The following is a 22,259-nucleotide window of genomic DNA, read 5'->3' as shown; positions in this document are numbered from 1 at the left end:
TTATTTAGATTTATGAAGCATAATATCTTTCAATAAAACTATAGGCATTCTTATACATGATATTGTAAATAACATCAGTTGCTTCTTTACCCGAATGATTTTTAGGAATTACAGGATTGTCTTTTTCCCAATACTTTTCAAGATAAATAATTAGATTCTGGTATAGCACAGATAAAGTAGAGGCATCTCTGTAGCGGTTTAGTGGATTTATTACACCATCATAATCACTGCCTAAACAAATACATTCCCACGGATCTTCAGAAAGGTTGTTTTTATAGGCATACTCAGCTATATTGATAATTTGCCTCCAAAAATAGAAAGCATCTTCGTAGCACTCTTTTTGGTTTCCTTTAAATATTCTACCCAACCATTTTTTAAATCTTTTTTCATTGTATCCTAAGATTCGTTGGTCTATCTCTATACCTATTAACCCCTTAGTTTTATATATTTTACGGATATCTTCAAAATTAAGATTGATTTCATATTCAGTGTCAATATTTAGCGCGCCATGGCTACAGATTACCGGTATTTTTTCGTTGATGTATTCTTCCTTTTCCAAATATTGATAAAAGGCATTTCTTGCCTCTTTTGACATATGCTTTACATCGATTAATATGCGTTTCCCATTTGCCTGGCTTAAAAGAGAATCGATTAATTTGTATCCAATTTCACTTATTGGAGGTAGCCCATCAGTTGGGTTTATATTATAATCCCTCATACCATGACTTTGATCCAATAATTTCCCTGAAGTTTCAAATAGACTTTTTGCATGTGTACACAAACCATTGTAGAAATGGTGTGCCATAGTAACAAACATAGGAGGGGAATCCCAATTTTTTACATGTAGAACATTCAAGTCTAAATTTTTCCAGTTATTAATATCTTGGGTGTTATTTCCTTCGCAGAAGCAATGACAACCCTCAATAGAGGGAATGACTAATAAATTAGTTTCTATTTTAAGGGATTCATTATTTTGAACCAATGTATAGAAATGTGAACCTCCTGTGGCTGCCTGATTGTTTAGCGTTGTTAAATAATGATGTTCTTTTTTTAAGTCTTCAAAATAATTGAAACTCTCATGGGTAATTACATCAATTCGTTTTTTGCCCAATAAACTTGCAAATTGCGCCAAAAAATCCTGAGCAAATCTTAGATTGGGATTTTTGAGTTTAATGAATTGTTTTTCTACCGGATATAATGATACTATACAGACTTTAACTTGTCCTTGTACTAAGGTTTTAAAATCACTTTGTCTGTATCTTGATATGCCGAGTGTGTTTTCAATTGTTTTATCTACCTCAGTTGCTCTGTCGACTGCCCATATGCAGGATGCATCATTGACAAGCCTTGGATTGGTGTTGTCATAAAAACTGTTGCCAAAAGGTTTTAGTGTCGGATGAATATGAATATCGATTATTGGTGTTGAAGTATTCATTATATTATTTTTTTAATTAGCCATTTTTTGAAATTTATGTTATCATATATTTCACTTAACAGGCCAATAGGTTTTTGGTATAATTGGTCTTTTTCAAAGATTTTGGTCCAATCAATTGCTTTTTCAGGATCTCCGTTAAATGAGCCTGCGACTTTCATTACTTTTAGAAATTCATAGGCAATTAATCCTTGTCCAATGGCCGTTGGATGAACTCCATCAAGACTAAAGATTCCACCAGATTTTATTTCTCGATCTCTTGTTGTACCATAATATCTTGTATCTACTTTTGGATGGATATAATCAAAATACTCAGGGAATTTATAGGTTGGATTGAAATGATTTCTCTTTAATGCCATTGATGAAAGTGCTTGAGATATGTCAACAACATAAAATTTTTTTTCTTTCATTTTTTTATTGGCAGAACATACTACTTCTTGTATTATTCGATTATACTTTCTTATGCAATTGTCAATATGTACTATGTCACTGCGATTTAAATGAGGGTCATTTATATCAAAATTGTCTGCAAATGGGAAGTATGGATAATATTTGCCATATGAGTATTCTTCTTCATAGCCAGGAGAGAGTTCACTTATGTCCATAGGAGCGGGGTTGTCTTGGTCCACACGCCATTCCGTAACTTTTATGTCCTCTCTGTCGGATTGTTCGCCAACGGCTTTTATCAATGGACATATAGTAACTAATGGGATGGTTGCTACAAATACTTTACAGTTATTTGGCTTTTCCTTTAGGATTGTGATTACTTTATCAATCATATATTCATATTCTTTTCTAAAATCCTCAGGGTGCCACAAATTCCAGTTTTCTTTTAGTCTAGTTTCATAGCTTACTTTGTCCACACCATTTTTAAAAAGTGAACCATCATTTGATGTTTGCTTAATTTTTAAAGAAGTTACAGTTCCTAATGCGTTATTGGCTCCTAACCATAAAATTAGGTTTTCGACTCCATCAGTTTCGTTGGTGTTATGGTGTCTAAACCAGTCTAACTGTGAATAGTCATTTCCGACTCCGCCTGAACCTAAAACCCTATAGGCAGTTCTTTGAAGGGACTCATTAACCATCCCAAAAAGGTTATCTCCATTTTTATCAGATCGATTTACAATTTGTTTGCAAATTGAAGGTTTCAACTGCCATGAATTTGAAACGTCAAACCCTCTCACCGCTACATTGTGGTAGCAGTTTTTTGAAATTGCATTTTTCAGATTACCATTTCCTCTTTCATAGAAATCTTCGACTTCGTCTAAATAATTGTTAATTAAATTTAATGCTATTGGCCATTCAAATATTCCTGAAATATCAGTTCCCAGTCTTCTCTCAAGCCTTCTGAAAACATCTTCAATATTTAGAGGTAGTCCACCTTTTTCCCAAGTAGGATAGCTATAATTTTTTGCCCCTAAAATGTCAGCAATGATAGTGGAATAACTTAAATCTGTCCTGGCGGCTGCTCCGGACATAAAACCTTGAGATATGCTATCTCCTATTGTGAATAATTTCATAGTATTAAAATTTAGTGTTTAACCATTATTTACCAAACCCAATTGAGGGTTTACTTACTTTAATAAATTGTAAAAATCAATTTGGAGTTTTAAAAAACTCGATAAGTGAATCTTACTATAGTGTGATAAAGATTTGGAGTTTTCAGATTAAATAACCTTAAAATGATTTATTGCGATTTGAGGAATACGCAGTTATTTAATGTTACTCTCAAATTTAGTTCATGCCAAAACTCTACGGAATACTTAAAAACACGTAATTATCTAGGTATTTTTACTTAAAAGGCATAGTTTTTTCACGAAATTACTAATCATTAAGCTGTAAAACTTATCAAAAGAATTAAAACCAAATTGCATAGATTATCCATTAATGGATAATTTTATATTACATATACGTATTTATACGTATTTAATTAAGTATTTATATTTATTTTACCCTTGACGATTTACGTATACATTAGTTAAATAATTAAATTAAAAAGTGTTAGTTTAGTTTAGGATTATTTTTATGTTTTTATGCAAAAGGAAAATAAATGGGACTCTATTTTTTAATTGAATTTTCAGCCTTACTGCTTTTAAGTGCATTGATTTATTTAATAATCGTTTTGCGAAAAATGAAGAAGTTAGATAACAACGTTAAAAGGTTAGAGCTTTTATTGTCTAATTCCCATGAAAATGAAAAGGGAAATTTGAAAAAGGCCTCGGATATTCTTCATGATAAGCTTCAAGGAGATTTAATCGCCACCAAGAATTTTATTTTTATTTATGATCAACTTAAGGATGAAAAGGATAAAATGGATTTACTGTCCAATATTGATTTGACATTAGATTCTTCTATTCTTAACACAAGGGAATTATCACATAAATTAACACCTCCCTACCTTGAAAAAGGAGATTTTATAAAAGCTGTCGAATACTATTTTGATTCTATAAAAAAGACAACCGGGAAGCAGTTCTCTGTTGAGGTAATGGCTGATACTTATACTTTGAATGAAAATAAAGCCTATGAATTGTTTAGAGTGATTGAAATGTTTTGCGAAAATGTAATTGATGACCAAACTGCAACTTATTTGAATCTGATTATTAAAGAAAATCAAATTGAATTAAGAGATGACGGTAATTCGTTTGCGTTAAATAGTGGTTCTGAATTTTATGATCGAAGTATATTTTTGAGTTTGCCATCTCGACTCAAGATTTTAAATTATGAGATTAGACAGCAAATCATTGAGAAAGGAAATCATTTTGTCCTAAAGATTATAAATAACTGATTATGGTAACTGTTGCTCTTGTTGATGACCACCAGCTTTTTAGAAAAAGCCTTTCTTTATTGCTCAATTCTTTTGAAAATATTTCAACAGTTTTTGATACTGACAATGGTAAAAGTCTACTTGATTTTTTAGAAGATTCTTCATTGGATGTTGCATTGTTGGATTTGCAAATGCCATTGATGGATGGTTATGAGCTCTGCAAACTGTTAAGAAATAGTTATCCTCAAGTCAAGATAATTATCGTTTCACAGTTAACAACAAAAGAAGCTGTTCATAAAGTTATGGAACTTGGAGCAAATGGATTTTTCACTAAAAACTCACCTCCGGAACAATTGGAAGTTGCTATCAAAAGTGTTATGGAGAAAGATTATTATTTTGATTTAGAACTTTCAGCTGTTATTAGAGAGGCCATTTTATGGGAGAAGAAGATACCAGGAAACAATTATGGAACTAATGGCATCAATTTTAGCAGACGTGAGATTGAAATAATAGTACTTTCATGCAGAGAGTTAAGCAGCAAAGAGATAGCTTCATCTCTTTATATAAGTGTCAGGACTGTTGAAAAACACCGTAATCATATTATGGAAAAAGCTCACTCCAAAAATTTTATCGGCGCCATACTTTATGCATTGAAGAATAACTATATATCCCTAGAAGATATATAAGGGCTAACTCCAAATTACGTATTTACACGTATTGATTTTGCTGTTATTTGGTTATAAATTTAAGCTATGGGAAATAAAAAGGAAAAAAAGCAGGCGGTAGTAATTATTCATGGTATTGGTAGTCAATTTCCAATGGATACTGCCAGAGAATTTGTGGAGAATATCAAAGATAAAAATGATGTTTTGTATAGTAGTCCTGACAGAGAAGCCAATTTTTTTGAAACCCGGAGGTTAAGTTTGAGTGGGAAAAAATTTGATTTTTATGAGTTTTATTGGGCTAATCTTGTGACAGAACCCAATAATTCAGATTTGATAGAATGGTTAAGGAAGTTACTTTTTAAAAATAAGCCTTCATTGAGAGCCAAAAGCATTATTTTATTCATCAGGCTTTTAGTTTTTGTATTGGTTTCATTATTTGCGGCCTTTATAATATACGATTATTTTAAAAATGGTAAGCGAATAATGACCTCTATCTTGAATACCGGTATTCTCAGTGTATTGACTTTTATGTTTTTCCGTTATTTTTTACCAAGAATTAATTTAAAAACAGCACAAACAGTTGGAGACGCTGTTAAATACCTAACTCCCTCTCCTCAAAATATTGACTCCAGGTTTAAAATCAGACAAAAAGGAGTGGAATTACTTAAAAAACTCCATGAGAAGAAAGACAAAAACGGAGAGCCACTTTACTCCAGGATAGTAATTGTTGGCCACAGTTTAGGAAGTATTGTAGGATATGATATTATTACCAACTTATGGCATGATTACACTTATAGCTATGCGCCGGAAAAGGCTCCTGTATTGCAGCCGATTTTGGGTGATATGAGTTCGCTGGTTTCAGATTATCATAAGTATAATGAAAATTTGAGCAAGAAGAAACTAAATAAGAAAGAACAGGAAGAAAAAAATAAAAAGAAAAGTGAATTTCAAGCTGACTATTACAGATTGCAGGAACAGTTATATGATGAAATTAAATCTTTGAAAAACCCTTGGTTAATCAGCGATTTTATAACTGTTGGCAGTCCGCTTTGCCATGGAGCTTACATAATGGCAAAGAGTGAAGAAGAGTTTATACGAAAGACTAATTACAGAGAACTTCCTTTGAGTCCTCCTAAAATAGAAGTTAAACAAGTTAAAGATAAAATAGAAAAGGATTATACAAAAGCCATTTCCTATGAGGATGATATTCATAGCAAGGAAGATAAAAATGTAAAAATGAGAATCATTAATCATTCTTCTCAATTTTCCTTAATAAGATGGAATAATATCTATTTTGAGAATGATTATGTAGGAGGAGATTTGAATTGTTATTTTGGCGATGGTATTCAAAATCATAAATTTAAAGCTAATGGTTCTTATTTTAAAAGAAAGTTACCTTGTGCTTCCCATACTAATTATTGGGATGATGATCAAAAAGCTTCTCTTGATTTGTTTAAAAAGATATTATTTGCCAAAAAAAATATTCAGTAACAAGTATATCATTACTAATTACGTGTTTATACGTATTGTTTAGTTTTTGGATTAACATTAGTTTTATTTATAGATAAAAAGAGAATAACGTTAATAGAAGCAACAGAATTGAAGTTACCTATAATGTTGAATATCTAATGATTTTAATTATATTTGGTCAGATTTAATTCATTAATAAACAAAGCATTACGTATGTTAAAGTGTCAAAGAAAAGCAACTGTATTTTTTTTGTCTGCTGACAAAAAAACTAATAAAATTATGAAAAAAACTACTATTATTTTAATAACCCTGCTGATAAACTCGGTATATACAAACGCACAGCCAACCTTACAATGGCAAAAAGCACTAGGAGGAACTGGTGAAGAAAGCGCAAATAGCATTATTCAAACTGCCGATGGTGGCTATATCGTAGCAGGAAACACTTTATCTACAGATGGTAATGTAACAGGTAATCACGGTGGTGAAGATTATTGGGTAGTAAAACTAAGTAGTACCGGTACTATCCAATGGCAAAAAACTTTAGGTGGGTCAAATGATGATATAGCCAAGGGTATTGTTCAAACTGCTGATGGAGGTTATGTTGTTGCCGGTTATTCAGGTTCGAACGATGGAGATGTAACCGGAAACCACGGAGAGTATGATTATTGGATTGTGAAGTTGAACAGCACAGGAGTTATCCAATGGCAAAAATCATTAGGTGGTATAGAGAATGATATCGCCAATGGTGTTACCCAAACCGCTGATGGAGGGTTATTGATATGTGGTATTACCTATTCGTATGATGGAGATATTACCTTAAATAACGGATATGGAGATTGCTGGATTGTAAAATTAAATTCAGCTGGAGTTCTACAATGGCAAAAAAGCATTGGAGGAACAGATTCTGATGAAGGTATGAGTATTAAACAAACAGCCGATGGTGGAATTATTGTAGCCGCAACAACATTTTCGAATGATTTTGATGTTAGCGGTAATCACGGAGAGTGGGATTTTTGGGTAGCAAAATTAAACGCTACAGGAACTATTCAATGGCAAAACACATTAGGTGGAACCCTGGAGGATGAAGCCGCAACTGTTATCCAGACTAATGATGGCGGTTATGCAGTAGTCGGAACTGTGCTTACTACTACCCCAAATACCGGCAATATTGTAGGCGCGCATGGCGATAATGATTACTGGGTGGTAAAATTAAACTCTGCAGGAGTGTTGCAATGGCAAAAACCATTAGGCGGAACCAGCTATGATTATGGTTTTGGAGTTGTAGAAACTATCGATGGTGGTTTAGTGGTTGCTGGAAGCTCCCAGTCGACTAATGGCAATTCAGATTTATCGAACGATATGAATGGCAATTATTGGCTGGTTAAATTAAATAGTGCAGGAGCTATCCAATGGCAAAAAAATTATGGCGGAACTGAGTTTGACCGTGCCCATTGCATCATTAAAACTGCAGATAATGGATTAGCAGTGGCCGGATTTGCTTTCTCAAATAATGAGGATGTCTCAGGAAATCATGGTGAGAGCGATTATTGGATTGTAAAATTAAGTGCCGATCCTTTGGGGACGGCTGATTTCAACAATAACGAAATTAAATTATATCCAAACCCAGTTTCTGATGTATTGCAAATTCAAGAAATGAATGAACCGATAACAGCTATTAAAATCATAGACCTTACAGGAAAAACTGTACTGCAACAATCGACAAATACGCAAATGGTGAATGTTGAAATGTTATCCAATGGAATGTATGTACTTGAAGTTTACTCAGCAATGGGTAAGTGTGCCTACAAGTTTGTGAAGCAATAATTGTTTTGTGTTTATTGGTTAACATTTTTTCAAGTGTAATCAAAAACAATATACTTCCCTAAGTAGATTATCAACCCAATTGCCATATAGTGATTCAATTTTTACATAACAGATTTTAGAAAGCTGCCTTTGGTAATGAAGGCAGTTTTTTGTTATGATATTTTCTTAATTAAATTTTACAGTTTAAAAACTGTAAATCATTCCACTTTATTTAACAATCAAATTACGTATTAATACGCATTGTCTGATGTTTAGACATAGGTTAACTTTATAAAGTTAATAAGTCTAAATATTAGGCTGTTATGTTGTCTTGCTTTTATTGAAGAATGCTTTTGTAACGTGAGAAAGCTAGAAAATGTTGTTGATGAATTTTGTCTAGTCAGCTAATATTTTCACTGAACAATTCATAAAAAAAGGTTTGCCAAGAAATGTTGAATTTAAAGTAGAAACTAATAATAATTAAATTTATGGGTACAGAAATCAAAAACACGCTCTATCGTTTTGTAACAATGCGAGCACCTGAATTAATTGAACAAACAGAGATTAATGGAAGTTTTGTTCAGCATCCTGAATGGGATAAAGAATCCCCTTTTAATAGTGTTTTTTTGGATGCAGTATCAAGCATCACTATCGGGCAGACTCGACGAGATGTTTTATCCGAAACGGCAAATACTTTTAAATCAACAGCTATTCCTAACAAAGATAAATTGAGAGCAGCCGTAGGAGGAGAACTTTACGATTATGCAATGTGGTTATCAAAAAATCGAAGCAGTTTTGATATAAACGAAATAAAGGATAAAACCACAGCATTAAGCGTAACTGCATTGGATGATTTTAATGACGTAGAAATTGATCTTTGGGATAATTTATTTTATCAGATTGTTACATTTAAATCCAGTTATGTCAGAGATGCTTTGTTATCACTTTTTGTTGCAGAATTCTTTATTAAACATTATGATACAAGTGAAACTGAAATAAAAGTAATCAGAGATTTAGCTCAGGCTAGAGTTATATTGCCTAAATTTTTGTTTGGAGCAGAAGATAACTCTATGGCAGTTGAATCAAAAAAAGTTGATCCTACTAAACTACCATTTAACTCTAAAACATTGCAAAAAGCTAATGAATTATTGAGAATAGAAGACAATAAAAAAACTTATGAGGCTATTAGAAAATCATTGTTAGAAGTTGAGAGAAAGTATAATGTTGTAAATCAAAATGATTTAAATGAATATAATGCTCAACATAATGATGATGTAAAAACTGCTTATGCGGCTGCTACTGAGGTGGTAAAAACGTATACGGATCCGGTAACTCAAAGAGAAGAAACTTATATTGTTTATGAAGATCTTACTTTACCTGAATATAATTTTGAACCTAAAGGACAATTAGCGTATTGCCAAGATGTGTCATCCAAGCTAAATATTCATTTTAATTTTATTGAATATTGTGTTAATGAACTATTGTATTCTACTTTTAAAGAAGCGTATGATTTTATTGACGATGCCATAAGCAAATTGTATTCTCAGCAATTTGGGCGAACTGAAACTTCAAAAAGATTGGCCAATGTTAACGGAGTTGTGGTTCAGACCAATTCAGGAGAAAGTTTTGCCAGAACTGTTGCCGGATTTACTTTCATGACTTTAAATTCTTCTTATCCTAACAAATATTTGGCGCTTACCTTTTTAGATATGGAACCCGGTACGGATATAGTGTCAGGAGAGTATACCATTACCTTTGAAGATAGTTCAACTGTTGAAGGAGTTTATGTTAATCAAAATGCTTCAAGTGAATGGGTTAACGGAAAACTAGTACTTAAGATTTTTAATTATGCAGGGAATTATTTCGATCCTGCGGATGAGGGTACTTTATCTATAGTTGGAACTTTTACTTCATCTGTAGGCAGGGTTTTAACTATTGATGGTTCAGGTGATATTGCAGCTGCAAACAGCACTAATTTAAGTTTGAGTGACGCAATAGAAAATGATCCCAACCCAACCACTTATGATCCCTTAACCGAAATTTTATTAGCAAAAGGTTATGGGAGTTATATTTATGAAGATTTGGTAGTAGGAAGCAGCGGAACAAGTAATACAAATGATTATGGAGCAGGAATAACTAATCCACCAGAAGATGAACCTTCAACTGTAATTTCATCCGGTCAAAATGTAATTAGATATATCCCCTCCGGATATGGTATTAAGCGATTGGGAATTGCTGATTATAGAAAAGTAGAGCAGGAAATTTGCTGTTACGTACCAGGAGAGGTATCTCATATAGAGAATGTCATGGCCCGGGAGTACAAGGAGAAATCTACCCGAAGATTGCGCCGTCAGGAAGATACTATAACAACCAGTAAAGAGAAAGAAACTGAAAAGTTGACTGACAGTACTTCAACTGAACGATTTGAGATGAATCAGGAAGTTAGTTCGGTTTTAGCAGAACAATACTCCTTAAATCTTCATGCAGGGGTATCAACTTCCGTAAATTTAAGCGGTGCCGGAAGTATGTCAACAAATTATTCAGGAGATTTTGCTTATAATACCAGCCAAGAGAACTCAGATCATCAAGCTGTTACCCAGGCAACAGAAGTAACTGAACGGGTTTTAGAAAGAGTAGTTCAAAAAGTAAAGGAAGAACGTATTACTAAAATCATAGAAGAGTTTGAAGAGAACAATAAACACGGTTATGACAATCGTAAAGGCGACAGGCACATTTCAGGGGTTTACCGATGGGTTGATAAGATTTACAGAAACCAAGTGGTTAATTACGGTAAACGATTGATGTATGAATTTATGATTCCGGAGCCGGCTTCATTTCATAATTTGGCAACAAAAATCAAGATTGAGGGTAATGAAGTTGAATTATTAGAGCAACCAATAGATCCAAGAACATTTCCTGGGAATTTAACCTTAAAAGATTATACTTATATTAATGAAGATACTTATCCTCATTGGGCCGCTATTTATAATGCGGAAATTGAACCAATGCCAGCTTCCGAAATAGTAATTGGAAAGTCTATGTTTATTGAACAAGCACCACCTCAAAATGAGAGTGTTTCAAAGAGTGATAATATAAAAATTCAAGAAGGTTATTATTCTTATCAAGCAAAAGCAACAATAGGAGGTCATTATGACACTAGTAATCAACCTCATTCAATAACTGTTTTGTTTGGGAATAGAGATTATGGAACCCTAACAAAAGTTAAAGGTATATTCCCGTCTTTATCTTCAAGTGCAAATTCATTAACAGAAGATGCTATTCCATATATCAATGTCTCAAATTTCAGAGGAGAGTTTCCAATTGCTGTTCAGTATTATAATTATCATACAGGGATTGTTAATGTTTCTGTAAAATGTAAGCTATCTGCAGAAGTTGAATTACAATGGAAAATGGACACTTTTAATGCTATTATTTCAGCTTATGAGGACAAATTAGCAGCCTACAATGATAAAATGGCTGAACTCAAATCGATGGAAGAAATAAAAGTAAAAACCAATCCACTGTTTTATCGTCAGATAGAGAATTTGGTATTGCGTAAAAATTGTATTGAATACATGATTGGCCATACTGCTTTAGGTGGTACACCTTTGCTTGAAGGAGATACTTTCAGTACAACGCACGTTAGATATGATAGTCTTGAATTGGAAACTTACGCCAATACGGTTAAGTTTTTTGAGCAAGCCTTTGAATGGAATCTGATGAGTTATAATTTTTATCCTTTTTATTGGGCACAAAAAGCCAACTGGCAAAAACTTTATAATGAAACAGAGGCTGATGATCCTTTATTCAGGTCATTTCTGCAAAGTGGTATGGCCAGAGTTATTGTAACTGTAAGACCAGGATTTGAAGAAGTGGTTAACTGGTTTATGGGTACTGGTCAGGTATGGAATGGTGGTCAAGTTCCAACCTTCAATGATCCTTTGTTTATTTCCATTGTTAAGGAGTTACGAGACATAAAAAGGGTTGTAGAGGAAACGTGGGAAAGCCGAGTACCAACTTCTTTAACTGTAATTCAAGCCGGAAGTATTGGATTGAATGTAGAAGGATTGCCTTGTGATGATGACTGTAAAGATTACAGCGGATTTGATTCGGATGATAATCCAATTGTCAATCCAATTCAACAAAATCCAGACGGCACTCAATTAGGTAATGTTGTTGAGGACTTAGAGACTATAACTGATAGTATCGAGGAAATCAAAGAAGACATTGAGGAAATCAAGAATACTTTGGATGAAATGAATCCATAATCTAATTTTTATGCAGAGGGGTTAGTGTAATGACGCTCCTCTGCATTTTTAATCAAAGTTTAATTTCAAAAAATTGATGTCTACAAATCAAAGTAATATATGAGTAATACCGGCAACATACCTTTTAACTGGAATGAGGAGCAGGATAGTAATCTGTTTCCTGATTTTTCTTTAAATGCAAATGCTAACATATTTGAAGGGGTGTCAAGTACTATTTCAAGCAGTAGTAATAGTATGTTTTCTAATAGTCCTTTTGGAGCAAATTGGGAAAAAAGACTTCCAGATTGGGCTCTTCCTTTTTTTGGAGAAGCTAGGATTATTGCTACTTCTAATTTAAAGTTTGTAGATAATACCAAAACAATTTCACAGTTTAAGGCTGATGCCTATAACTCTTTGTTGGCTTTTAAAGTCAAACCATATAAGTATACTATATATATAGCTAAAGACAACTACGATGGTGAGGCTGTATTAGGATTATATAATGATTCGGATATTAAACCTGGACCTAATGAGATTTTCATTTTTTTGGAACTTGATGACGATAAATTGGATTTTGGTAAAATAGTTCGGGTAAAACTTGGTGAAAATGTTGTAAAAGATTTACAAGATAAGTTTTTTGAAACTGATTTAGATGCTGACGACTTAGCTCCAGAGATAATCAGACAGATAAGGTTATTAACCACTCATAAAAATATTGTTGAAGACGTTAATAACAGAGAAGACTTTGAAAAATTATTGATTCGAGCAATTGAATTTGAGTTTAACAATAAAAAGTTTGATGAATTCTCATGGTTTTTATTTTTCATAGACGGAGTGGAGTTTTTAGGTTTTAAAACATACAATTGGGTTTCGAGTATAACGGATTGGCTTCGTGAAAAGAAGTATGAAGAAGAAAAATATTGGAATGGTCATTTAGAGCAAGGTTATGAACCAGCATTTTTACCAGACTTTCTTTTTAATAAGACTAGAGAAGAAAAAGAACTGCTGATAAATAAGATGATTAATCAGCCATTAGAGTTGATAGATAAATTATTAGAGGAGAAGTTTGGAGAGGAAAATGCGTTAAGCAATTTTATTAAGCCCAAATTATTAACCATTAAAAAAGGTTTGAATGAATCTTTAAAACCTCATGGTCTAAAGATGCTTGAACTCGTTGATGTTGTTGAGGGTGTTGAAACTATAATTCAATTTTATAATGCTTTGTGGGTAGGTATTTGGAATGGAATTATTGAGTTTATAGCCGGTTTTATTGATTTAATTGGTATTTTAGTTTTAATTTTAAAACAAGAAGTTGGGTTTAGAATTACAGATGCTCTGTGGGAAAAAATTGAAAAATTACTTAATTTTATATATTATGATACAAGGGATTTTTTAGATCTCTTACTAGACAAAACAATAACTCTTTTTTATGAGATTTATTATTTTGATTTTAATGGTTATAAATTGGCCAAGAATATAGGAGAACTTATACCGGATATTCTAACTTTTTATGTCTCATGGGTTAAAGCCTCAAAATTGGCGAAGGCAGGTAGTGTAGCTACTGCCACTGAAGAGATTGCTGCTAAAGAGGTAATGCAAAGGCTTGAAAAGGAAAGCGTAGAAGAAGTGAGTGAACAAGCTGTGAAAGAGGCAGAAGAGGACTTAGTAGAGTTGTTCTCTAAAATTATAGGAAAACCTATTGATTTAAAATTGCTCAAACAATTACAAGAGGAATTTAAAAAAATGGGAGGTGATTTAATTTACGATAATGACTCATTTGAATATATAGCATCTAGAGAAAAGCTTCATAATGAAACGATAGAAGCAATTACTTTTAATGAAGAACTTATTTTTTTGAATAAAAATGCTACAACATCTGCAGTTTATGAAGAGTTAATTCACGCAAATCAATTTAGAAGCGGAAAATATAAAAGATGGGTAATCAAGTATAACAATGTTATTGCTAAATATTTAATGGAAAAAGAAGCGGCTGAAGAATTACTTAAAAATTCAAAAAAATGGAAACTGCCAGATGATGAAATTGATTTAATTAAAACAAGATTAGAAACTTTTAATAATGAATTAAAAAAATTAGGATATTATGACTAAGATTAAAGTGTTTGAAGTGTTTGAAGTATCAAGTAAAGTTTTTTTTGAAATAAAGGTTGAAGAAGGAAAATATTTGATAGGAGATATTTATGAAGACTTGGTTAGTAATTTAAAATTTCAAATAACTGGGATAGGTATGGATAATATCATAAATAGTAAAACAGATTCTGTACTTGTGAAAAATTTAACTGATAATTTACCTCTCTCAGAGTTTAAAAATAAAATATTCTACAAAGTATAACAGATTCAATGAGAAGTTAGTGTTGATGAGCTTGAAATATAAGTTTAGGATATTTTGTAGAATGGAAGTAAATAGTATAGTATCAATTTGGATTGGAAAGCATGATTCTGAGAGTGAATTTAAAAATTACATGCAGGAATCATATTCTGATGAAGGTGATTTAACTTCTTTATTCATGAAAGATTTTGAAATAGATTTTTATGATGAAAATTTCAAGGAAGTAATGTTCAAAGTGGCTAATGATAAGAATAATATATTTCAAGATTTTTCGTATTCTGAAAATTTTATCGAAAAAATTCCTGATAAAAATTGGGGTGAATATAACAGTTATGTTTTGCTTTTCAACTTTGAATATGATAAGTCTGTGCTGAATACAGATAAGTTTGTTTTTCTTGGGAGTTATAATTATAGATAATTTAACTCATTTTAGAGTATGATAATTTAACTGCGTTTATCATTTATGATATTATCAAATGCAATTAAGTTGAATAATTCGCGCATTCGGCTTCGCACTCGATTCCCGTATTGAGTTTCAATTTCTGAAGCTGAAAGATTAGTGGTTATATGGGTTTGAATTCTTTTGCTAATGAATAAATCATAACGACTCAAAAGTATTTCTGCCATGACGTTGCATTCGTTTCCATAGTATTTCAAGTTATTTTCTAAACCTAAATCATCAAAGCAATAGATTTTAGGATCGGTTTTGTATAGCTGTCCTTTGCTGTATTTGTGTATTACTTCATAGCCGTCTTGAATAAACTCAAAACTAATATCCCGGCAGGGTTTTACTGAGAATTTATATTCTGTTGGAGTCAGGAGCTTCATTAAGTTTATCAAAGATGTCTTACCACAACCTATTGGCCCGGATAGTAAAATCCCTTTGTTGAGGTTAATACCGAACTGAAAACAGGCTTGTTCGTCTTTGAGGAAATAGGCGATTAGTTTGTAGATGATAGGGTAATCTTCTTCGATGATTTTGAAGTGATTGCCGTATAATTCCATCCCTTTTTTTTCAATCCATGAGATTACTTCTTCGTAATTGTAATGTGATTTTAATTCTTCCATATAGGATAAACGTTTTTGTTTTTAATTCTTTTCTTTTTTCCTTGATGAAAAAAGAAACAAAAAAATCAAGGCTTAATTTTCTTTCTCTTGATTTTTACAATCCCTGCTACTCCCGTAGCGCCCCGAGCCGCTCGCCTTTTAGGCTCGTCTCGCGGAGCGCCTTCCCTCGGCCAACGTAGCCAAGATTGGAAAATCATACGAAAATGAAAATAGGCCGATACTAAGCGGAAGTTTTTATTCTCATTTTGCTCCGCTTTGCTCTGCAAAATCTTTCAAAAGGTATTATTTTACAATGGTTCTGCATAATTCTTATCTGTTGTTGTGTTAAGATTATTAGTTTTTAATGGTTTCAGATTTGAACTGAATTTACCTGCATTGAGCATCCAGTTTTGCGCTGCGGCCTGCCAATCTATCATTGGGGATTTGCCACCGACTAACCAACCTATGCTTGAGAAATAGTTGTAGAATTTTTGGGCTTCGAGTTCCGGGAACTGTTGTTGGAGAAAATAGTTATTTACGTCTTTGATATCAGGAATTATGAATCCTTTCTTTTTTTGGCGCAACTTTTTTTCTTTGGGATTGGTTCCTTCATCTAAAGAGTCATTCTCTTTGTTTTTTAAATTTTGCTCGGGTTTACCCAAGTTTGAATTGTTTAAAATGTTTACTTCGTTTGTATTGTTTATATAAGGTACTACCGCTTGTTCAGTACTTGTTCCCCGCTTGTTTAAAACTTGTTCTGTAACCGGTTCAAAAGAAGGTTCATTTTTTGAACTTGTCTTTGGTTGAGGCTTTAAGTCTTCAGCAAAATTGAACATAATGACATGGCTGCCTTTGAAAGGGTTGTATGATGGCTCGTATTTGATATAGCCCATAGCGTGTAAGCCTTTTAGGCATTTGTGATAAGTTGCTTTGGAGCTAATTTTACTAATGCGCATTACTTCATCACGGGATATGCTTATTGGGTTTCTGAATCGGTTGCAGTTCCAAAATTGGAAGAGTGACATGTATAAGCTTACGTGAGTTGGGTTGAGTTCTTTGTCTTTGGTTACTCTTTCGAAAAAGCCGGTTAGGTGTTTGATGTAGTTCATTGGGAATTACGAATTATAAATTACGAATTACGAACTGAAGTTCGTGTACCTGACTGCCACTGGCAGTCCTCCTCTTAATATCAAAGGTTGGCGGTGACTTTGTTGGCGGATAGGAGTTTGTCTATGTCGGCGTTGTCGTAATAGAGAATGCCTCCGATTTTGGTATAGGATAGGGTTTTGTTGATTCGGAGGGTTTGGAGTGTGCCGGGTGAGATGTTTAGGAGATTGCGGACTTCTTTGGATTTAAGCCACTTTTTTTGCTCTTGAGATTTAGAATTGACGATTTCTTTCAAATCATTGAGTAGTAGTAAACGGAATTCGTTTAAGTCTTCTCTTGTAATTACTTCGATAGCCATAACGTATGTTTAGATTGTTATATTTTACCGATTAACACTCAAAATAACCTTAGTTAATTGCTTTTTTTCCCTTTCTTCTTCAAAATAAAAATAAAACGTAGCCATACTATGCTTGATTTTTCTTTATTGAATAGAGAAAAAAAGCCTCAATTTCTTTAAGGCAATTTTGAATATTAACCGGTAATGCAAAATTGTGGTGTTTGATTTGTTTTATATCACAAGTACATCACAAGTTGTGATGGAAATATATAACCACCCCGTCCCGATGAATCGGGATACCCCTCCTTTAAAAGGAGGGGAGCTATTTTGTTATTAGAGAGGAAAAGAGTTTTTTAATTCTTGGATGAAGAATGTTGGAGGCATTTCTAATCTGTTATTGAATGCTTTTGTGAAGTTTTGGGTTGAGCCGAAACCGGCTTCTTCTGCCAGTGCTTTGTTGGTATAGTTTCGGTATTTGTTTTCTGTCTTTAATTTTTCTACGATGTAGTCAATCTTTAAATCACTGATGTATTCAATAGTTTTTTTATTGCGGTATTTCAGAATGATTTTAGAAGCATATTTCGGATTGGTTTTAAGATGCCCCGATAATTTTATGAGTGTCATGTCTTTTTCTAAATACTTTTTGTTCTTTTCAAATTTTTCCAAGTTTTGAAGAATGGTTTTTACAAGTTCAGGATTGATATCGAATGCTATTTCGGTATTACTGTCATGGATTGGTTTTCCCGGTTTTGCTTTTTCATTCATCAACTCTTCGAACTTTTGCTTGTAGCGTTTTTTATTTCTGTTATGACGCCACCCTAAAATTATTATTGCGCCTGAAAGGGAAGTAATAACTAAATAATGAATCCGATTGTTTACAATCATGGCGCTTTCAATTTCCTGTTTGGCCATAATTAATTTCTTAGTATCATATTCTTTGAAGATTCTTTTTGAGAGATACTTGTAATTATGATTAAGAATACTATCGACTTTCAGTAATCGGTCAATGTATTTTAATTGTAATTTCTGATTGTTGTGTTTCCTGTAGTAATCAATTAATAGTTCATAATTTTCTCTTAGGTCCGGCCTTATATAATTGTACTTTAGAAATGCATCATCTACCTTAATAAAAAAGGAAACTGCACTTTCTTCCTGATGTAAAGCCCAATGGCTTTTTCCAATATAAAAATAGGCTACCGTTTCGTTTGCAAAATCTTTTTTTTGCTTCATTAAGGGTACGGCTTTCTCTAACTCAATAATTGCCTTCTTATAATCCTTTCTGAAATATTCATTTATACCTTCTGAGTGTTTGAAGTAAGGTTCCATTTCTAAATTCTCAAATGCTTTACCGTTTTCAAAACCCAATTGATTGTAATATGATGATTGTTTGAATTCACCAATTTTATTATAGCATAAACCTAATGAATGGAGTGTGTTTAAATATGCTATGTCGCTCTCATCCTCAAAATATTTTAAGCATTCTCTGAAAAGCGAAATAGCCTCATGATAAAACCCTAAATAATATTTGGTATGAGCGATAGAAAATTTGACTTTGTAGATGGCATGTTTGTCATTGGTTTGTGAGATATATTGATCTGCTAGAATATAATTATCTAAAGCTTTATTGTGTTCTTTTTGACTATAATGTATTATTCCCTTTGTTAGATAGGCACCACCAATAATATCTGCTTGCTTTGAATATTGAGCAACAGTTACAAGACTATCTGCATATTTCATCAAATTATTTTTATCTCCCAAATACATAATGGCTCTGTAAGCCATTGCCAATTGCTTCCAATTTTTTTCTGATTTGGATTTAGTTATCCATGCCGATGCAAATGCTATAGAGTTAATTGAGTCTGAACTGTTGACACCATTCATTAAATAAAGATATTCTTTTGAAGATAAATCATCAACTGATTTTTGCGCAACGACACACTTACTGCATATTATTAGAATAATTAAGTAGCGTATTTTCTTGTTCGATAATATGGTGTGTAAATGCATTTAAAGAATGATAGTTGCGAATAAAAATTGTAGCTAAATTATTAAATAATATCTGTAAAAAGTTGTCAAAAATGGATAATCAGCAATAAAATAAATGGTTTTTTGCAATGTTTTGAATGCTTGTGTTTTAGTTACTGTAGTGGAGTGTTTAATTCGAGAATGACATAGTTTGAATTCGAGAATCAGTTAAATAATGGTTTGTGTGGCCTTTTTTCTGCCCATAGTTTTGCCTCGAATTCAAAAGGATTTATTCTGTAAATCCAACCCCTGTTCAGATTACCCTGGGAGAAATGAACTGATGTAAAAACAATCAGTACCATTTTTAAAACATTAACTAACATGAAATTTTTTTATTTATGTATTTTATTTTGCTCTTTATTTATATCTTGTAGTGACAGCTCAGATACCAATCATCAAAATACAACTGCCCACCGATTTGCAGTTGTTAATATTGATACCATACCAATTAATAAGGATAATCCATATGATGCCGCCGGTCAAATACATCATGAGCTTTTAACGGCTTATTATAACGGCGAGAGCCTGCCATTAACATTAACCGGAATAATTAGCTCTACTCAAACTATAGCTAATGAGACAACCTCATTTATGAATTTAACTAAAGGAGTGCCTTATATGTTTAATTATTCTGATAGGGTTGCTTACATTGTTTCCCAACCTGATGGTTTTCAGGATGAAATAATTAATGGTACTCTTGAAACTAATGAAGCTAAGAATAGTTTGAAATCATTTGTCACCTCTCTTTTGAGTTTATGCGAATTGGAAGAGGATTATAGCATACTTCACAATTACATAATTAATTATGAAGAAAGCATTTTGAAAAAGGAAAGTTTAACCCTAAAAGACAAACAAGTAATTCTTACCACAACCTCAATTGCCAGGCACTCAGTTTATGCCAGAAAGAAAAAACCAAAGAAAGATAAAGATCCTGAATGGCAATATATGGTTGGTAATATCTTTGCTGCTATCGATGGAGCTGATGATAGCATGGCTGATGCTGTGATGAAGGGTTTGATCACGGGAATTGTTGAGAATAAGTAATAGAAATTATTAGCTTAAGCTAAGGATGATGAATAATACCACCTTGATTTATCATCAGTAGTTGCCCCTCCTTTAACGGAGGGGGAGCTAATCATTATTTTTCATCTGCATTTTCTATTCGTTTGATTAAATTTTCTTTTAGAGTGTCAAGGAAATGTGTTTTTTCTATGGTTTTACGGTTTCTGATTTCTAAGTAAATTCTATTGAATTGTCCTAACTCGATATTAAAAAAGGATTGCATTGCACCTACAGTTTCGTTTAGACTAGATTTTCCATCATTAAATACACCGACAGTGTCTAAAGCATATAATAATTCTACAAGGGCTGCTTTTGAAGCTGACCATTTTAGTTTTTTATCAGTTGATGTTGGTTGTTTTAATGATTTCAGATTAGCGTTTAAGAATGATTGTATTTCATCATTGGCGATTATCATGGCTACTTTGTAATCGTGTGAGGTAGCAAAGCTGTAATCTGATTGAAAATAGAAGCTGTCCAGAGTTAATTTTATATCATGCTTGCCTCTGAGAAAGTACTTTTTGTCGAGACTGTCATTTCCTGCCCTATAATATTTATAGAACTCGATGTTTTCTTTGTGAGATTGCTTTAATTTTTGAAGGTGATTGTTATAGTGTTTTTTGATTGCTTTTTTTGACCCGGAAGGTCTGGCAATTTCGATATTATAAATTTCGTTGAAGTAAATCAACTTGGCCGCAAACTCAGGTTTAATAATCTTGAAGAATTGAATTTCTTCTGATTTAGTTTCAAAGTGGTATTTGTTGAAAAATGACTTTAACTTTTCGATTGTTTTAATTGTTACTTTTATAGATAGTTCTATCTGCTTTATTGTATTTGTAGTTTCAGAATTAATAGTTTGAAGTTGTAATGTTAGTTCAGCCATCAGCGATTCGGAGTATGACTTCATAGTTGGTTGTTTATAGTTTTGGGTTTAAGCAAATCTATGCTTGGCTATTATTGCCACCAAATGAGCCTTTGTTTAATTCTCGAATTGAATAGCTGTATTCCTGAATAGTATATAGGATTTGCTGCTTAATAAGCATCTTAGCCTAGTATTACCAAGTGCATTTACCTAGTTCAAAATCAACTTGTTTTAACTATGATTGTCCTACTTCCAACTGTTTTTATTTTTGTTTTGTTTGTTTTCCTCTTTTGCAGGGAAATACGAATAGACTATGAGCGCTATCTTGAAGAAGATAGGTTAGGAGATGAGCATATACTAAGAGAAATTGAGCGATTTTTGAAAGAGAAAGCTATTGAATAGCGATTAGTTCATTTCCGATATTTATGCGAGCCTGTTTTTCGTATTTGTTGATGAAGTGCTCTGTTTTATAAATACTGTCCATTTGCAGAAAATGTTGCAGTGCTTTTTTTCTACCGGAGTTGTACATGAAGTCGGGGTAGAGGGAGTATTCCTCTCTTATTTTCTCAGCATATGACTGATAAATGTCAGCACTTTTACCCAAGATTGATAGATCTACGTCTGTTAGAAAATTGGTATCGGTATCTTCGGAAAGTTCGTGCTGTTTCGTTGCGATTATTAACTGTGCACATTTTGCTATTTTTTCAGCAGGATACTTAATATCAGAGAGTCTTTGCATAGCTACTTTAGCGCTGTCTTCTTCATTTGAATTGCTTGAAGCTTTGTAGATGATGTCGTGATAAAAAGTAGCAAATAAAATAGTATCCCAATCTTCGATTTTGGTCTTTACTTCTTTTAATTCTGCTACCATTGCTTCCAGATGTTCGATAGTATGGTAGTGTCTTTTAGAGTCAGAATATTTTGTAAATATCTCTAACCACATATTATTGGCCAATTCGTGGTCGTTGGAATATTGTTTGACGAGATGTAAAAAAGTATCAGTAAGCATAGTTATTATTGTGATGCAAAGGTATTAAAAATTGATAGTGACTTCGGTTGAATGTTTGTTGCATTCTATGTCACAACTGAAATCT

17 protein-coding genes are annotated in these 22,259 nt (G+C 32.8%); 9 read left to right on the top strand and 8 right to left on the bottom strand.

The features are described 5' to 3' along the window. Nucleotides 1-10 precede the first annotated feature (10 nt). Nucleotides 11-1,435: a membrane dipeptidase gene (locus tag P1K33_RS13575; protein ID WP_284653532.1), complete on the bottom strand. Its 1,425-nt coding sequence runs from the start codon at nt 1,433-1,435 to the stop codon at nt 11-13. Continuing rightward, nucleotides 1,435-2,952: a hypothetical protein gene (locus tag P1K33_RS13570; RefSeq protein WP_284653531.1), complete on the bottom strand. Its 1,518-nt coding sequence runs from the start codon at nt 2,950-2,952 to the stop codon at nt 1,435-1,437. Before P1K33_RS13570 ends, P1K33_RS13575 begins: the two co-directional genes overlap by 1 nt. A gap of 530 nt (nt 2,953-3,482) precedes the next feature. Between P1K33_RS13570 and P1K33_RS13565 the strand changes: the two genes are divergently transcribed. The 8 genes from P1K33_RS13565 (at nt 3,483) to P1K33_RS13530 (ending at nt 15,146) form a co-directional block, all read left to right on the top strand. Continuing rightward, nucleotides 3,483-4,217: a hypothetical protein gene (locus P1K33_RS13565; protein WP_284653530.1), complete on the top strand. Its 735-nt coding sequence runs from the start codon at nt 3,483-3,485 to the stop codon at nt 4,215-4,217. Nucleotides 4,218-4,219: 2 nt separating this feature from the next. Then, nucleotides 4,220-4,882, top strand: a complete 663-nt coding sequence (locus P1K33_RS13560) for a response regulator transcription factor (protein WP_284653529.1) — start codon at nt 4,220-4,222, stop codon at nt 4,880-4,882. A gap of 66 nt (nt 4,883-4,948) precedes the next feature. After that, on the top strand, nt 4,949-6,352 hold the full coding sequence (locus tag P1K33_RS13555; RefSeq protein ID WP_284653528.1) for a hypothetical protein: 1,404 nt from the start codon (nt 4,949-4,951) through the stop codon (nt 6,350-6,352). A 258-nt stretch (nt 6,353-6,610) separates the two neighbouring features. Then, nucleotides 6,611-8,155, top strand: coding sequence for a T9SS type A sorting domain-containing protein (locus P1K33_RS13550; RefSeq protein ID WP_284653527.1), 1,545 nt, complete (start codon nt 6,611-6,613; stop codon nt 8,153-8,155). 467 nt (nt 8,156-8,622) lie between these two features. Then, complete coding sequence (locus P1K33_RS13545) at nt 8,623-12,402, top strand: hypothetical protein (RefSeq protein WP_284653526.1); 3,780 nt, start codon at nt 8,623-8,625, stop codon at nt 12,400-12,402. A gap of 99 nt (nt 12,403-12,501) precedes the next feature. Next, nucleotides 12,502-14,490: a hypothetical protein gene (locus P1K33_RS13540; protein WP_284653525.1), complete on the top strand. Its 1,989-nt coding sequence runs from the start codon at nt 12,502-12,504 to the stop codon at nt 14,488-14,490. Next, complete coding sequence (locus P1K33_RS13535) at nt 14,483-14,731, top strand: hypothetical protein (RefSeq protein WP_284653524.1); 249 nt, start codon at nt 14,483-14,485, stop codon at nt 14,729-14,731. The genes P1K33_RS13540 and P1K33_RS13535 overlap by 8 nt, the downstream gene beginning before the upstream one ends. A 61-nt stretch (nt 14,732-14,792) precedes the next feature. Continuing rightward, on the top strand, nt 14,793-15,146 hold the full coding sequence (locus tag P1K33_RS13530; RefSeq protein WP_284653523.1) for an immunity 22 family protein: 354 nt from the start codon (nt 14,793-14,795) through the stop codon (nt 15,144-15,146). 26 nt (nt 15,147-15,172) lie between these two features. Here the strand turns inward: P1K33_RS13530 and P1K33_RS13525 are convergent, their stop codons facing one another. The 4 genes from P1K33_RS13525 to P1K33_RS13510 form a co-directional block, all read right to left on the bottom strand. Continuing rightward, nucleotides 15,173-15,796, bottom strand: coding sequence for a P-loop NTPase family protein (locus P1K33_RS13525; protein ID WP_284653522.1), 624 nt, complete (start codon nt 15,794-15,796; stop codon nt 15,173-15,175). Nucleotides 15,797-16,083: 287 nt separating this feature from the next. After that, entirely contained in the window at nt 16,084-16,884 is an 801-nt protein-coding gene (locus P1K33_RS13520; protein WP_284653521.1) for a transcriptional regulator, read from the bottom strand. A gap of 80 nt (nt 16,885-16,964) precedes the next feature. Further along, nucleotides 16,965-17,240 carry a helix-turn-helix domain-containing protein gene (locus tag P1K33_RS13515; protein ID WP_284653520.1) on the bottom strand — a complete coding sequence of 92 codons (276 nt, stop codon included), beginning with the start codon at nt 17,238-17,240 and terminating at the stop codon, nt 16,965-16,967. Between the two features lie 312 nt (nt 17,241-17,552). After that, entirely contained in the window at nt 17,553-19,226 is a 1,674-nt protein-coding gene (locus tag P1K33_RS13510; RefSeq protein ID WP_284653519.1) for an AraC family transcriptional regulator, read from the bottom strand. A 339-nt stretch (nt 19,227-19,565) separates the two neighbouring features. Here P1K33_RS13510 and P1K33_RS13505 point away from each other — a divergent pair, with 339 nt between their 5' ends. Further along, nucleotides 19,566-20,288 carry a hypothetical protein gene (locus P1K33_RS13505; protein WP_284653518.1) on the top strand — a complete coding sequence of 241 codons (723 nt, stop codon included), beginning with the start codon at nt 19,566-19,568 and terminating at the stop codon, nt 20,286-20,288. 94 nt (nt 20,289-20,382) lie between these two features. Here the strand turns inward: P1K33_RS13505 and P1K33_RS13500 are convergent, their stop codons facing one another. Together P1K33_RS13500 and P1K33_RS13495 are read right to left on the bottom strand one after the other, a co-directional pair. Next, on the bottom strand, nt 20,383-21,210 hold the full coding sequence (locus P1K33_RS13500) for an RteC domain-containing protein (RefSeq protein ID WP_284653517.1): 828 nt from the start codon (nt 21,208-21,210) through the stop codon (nt 20,383-20,385). Nucleotides 21,211-21,556: 346 nt separating this feature from the next. Beyond that, nucleotides 21,557-22,174, bottom strand: a complete 618-nt coding sequence (locus P1K33_RS13495; RefSeq protein ID WP_284653516.1) for an HD domain-containing protein — start codon at nt 22,172-22,174, stop codon at nt 21,557-21,559. Between the last annotated feature and the right edge of the window lie 85 nt (nt 22,175-22,259).

Source organism: Flavobacterium terrisoli (genome assembly GCF_030167905.1).
In the GTDB taxonomy this organism is placed as follows: Bacteria; Bacteroidota; Bacteroidia; order Flavobacteriales; family Flavobacteriaceae; genus Flavobacterium; species Flavobacterium terrisoli.
Note: the sequence above shows the minus strand (reverse complement) of the source record. Positions and strands in the feature narration are given on the sequence as shown.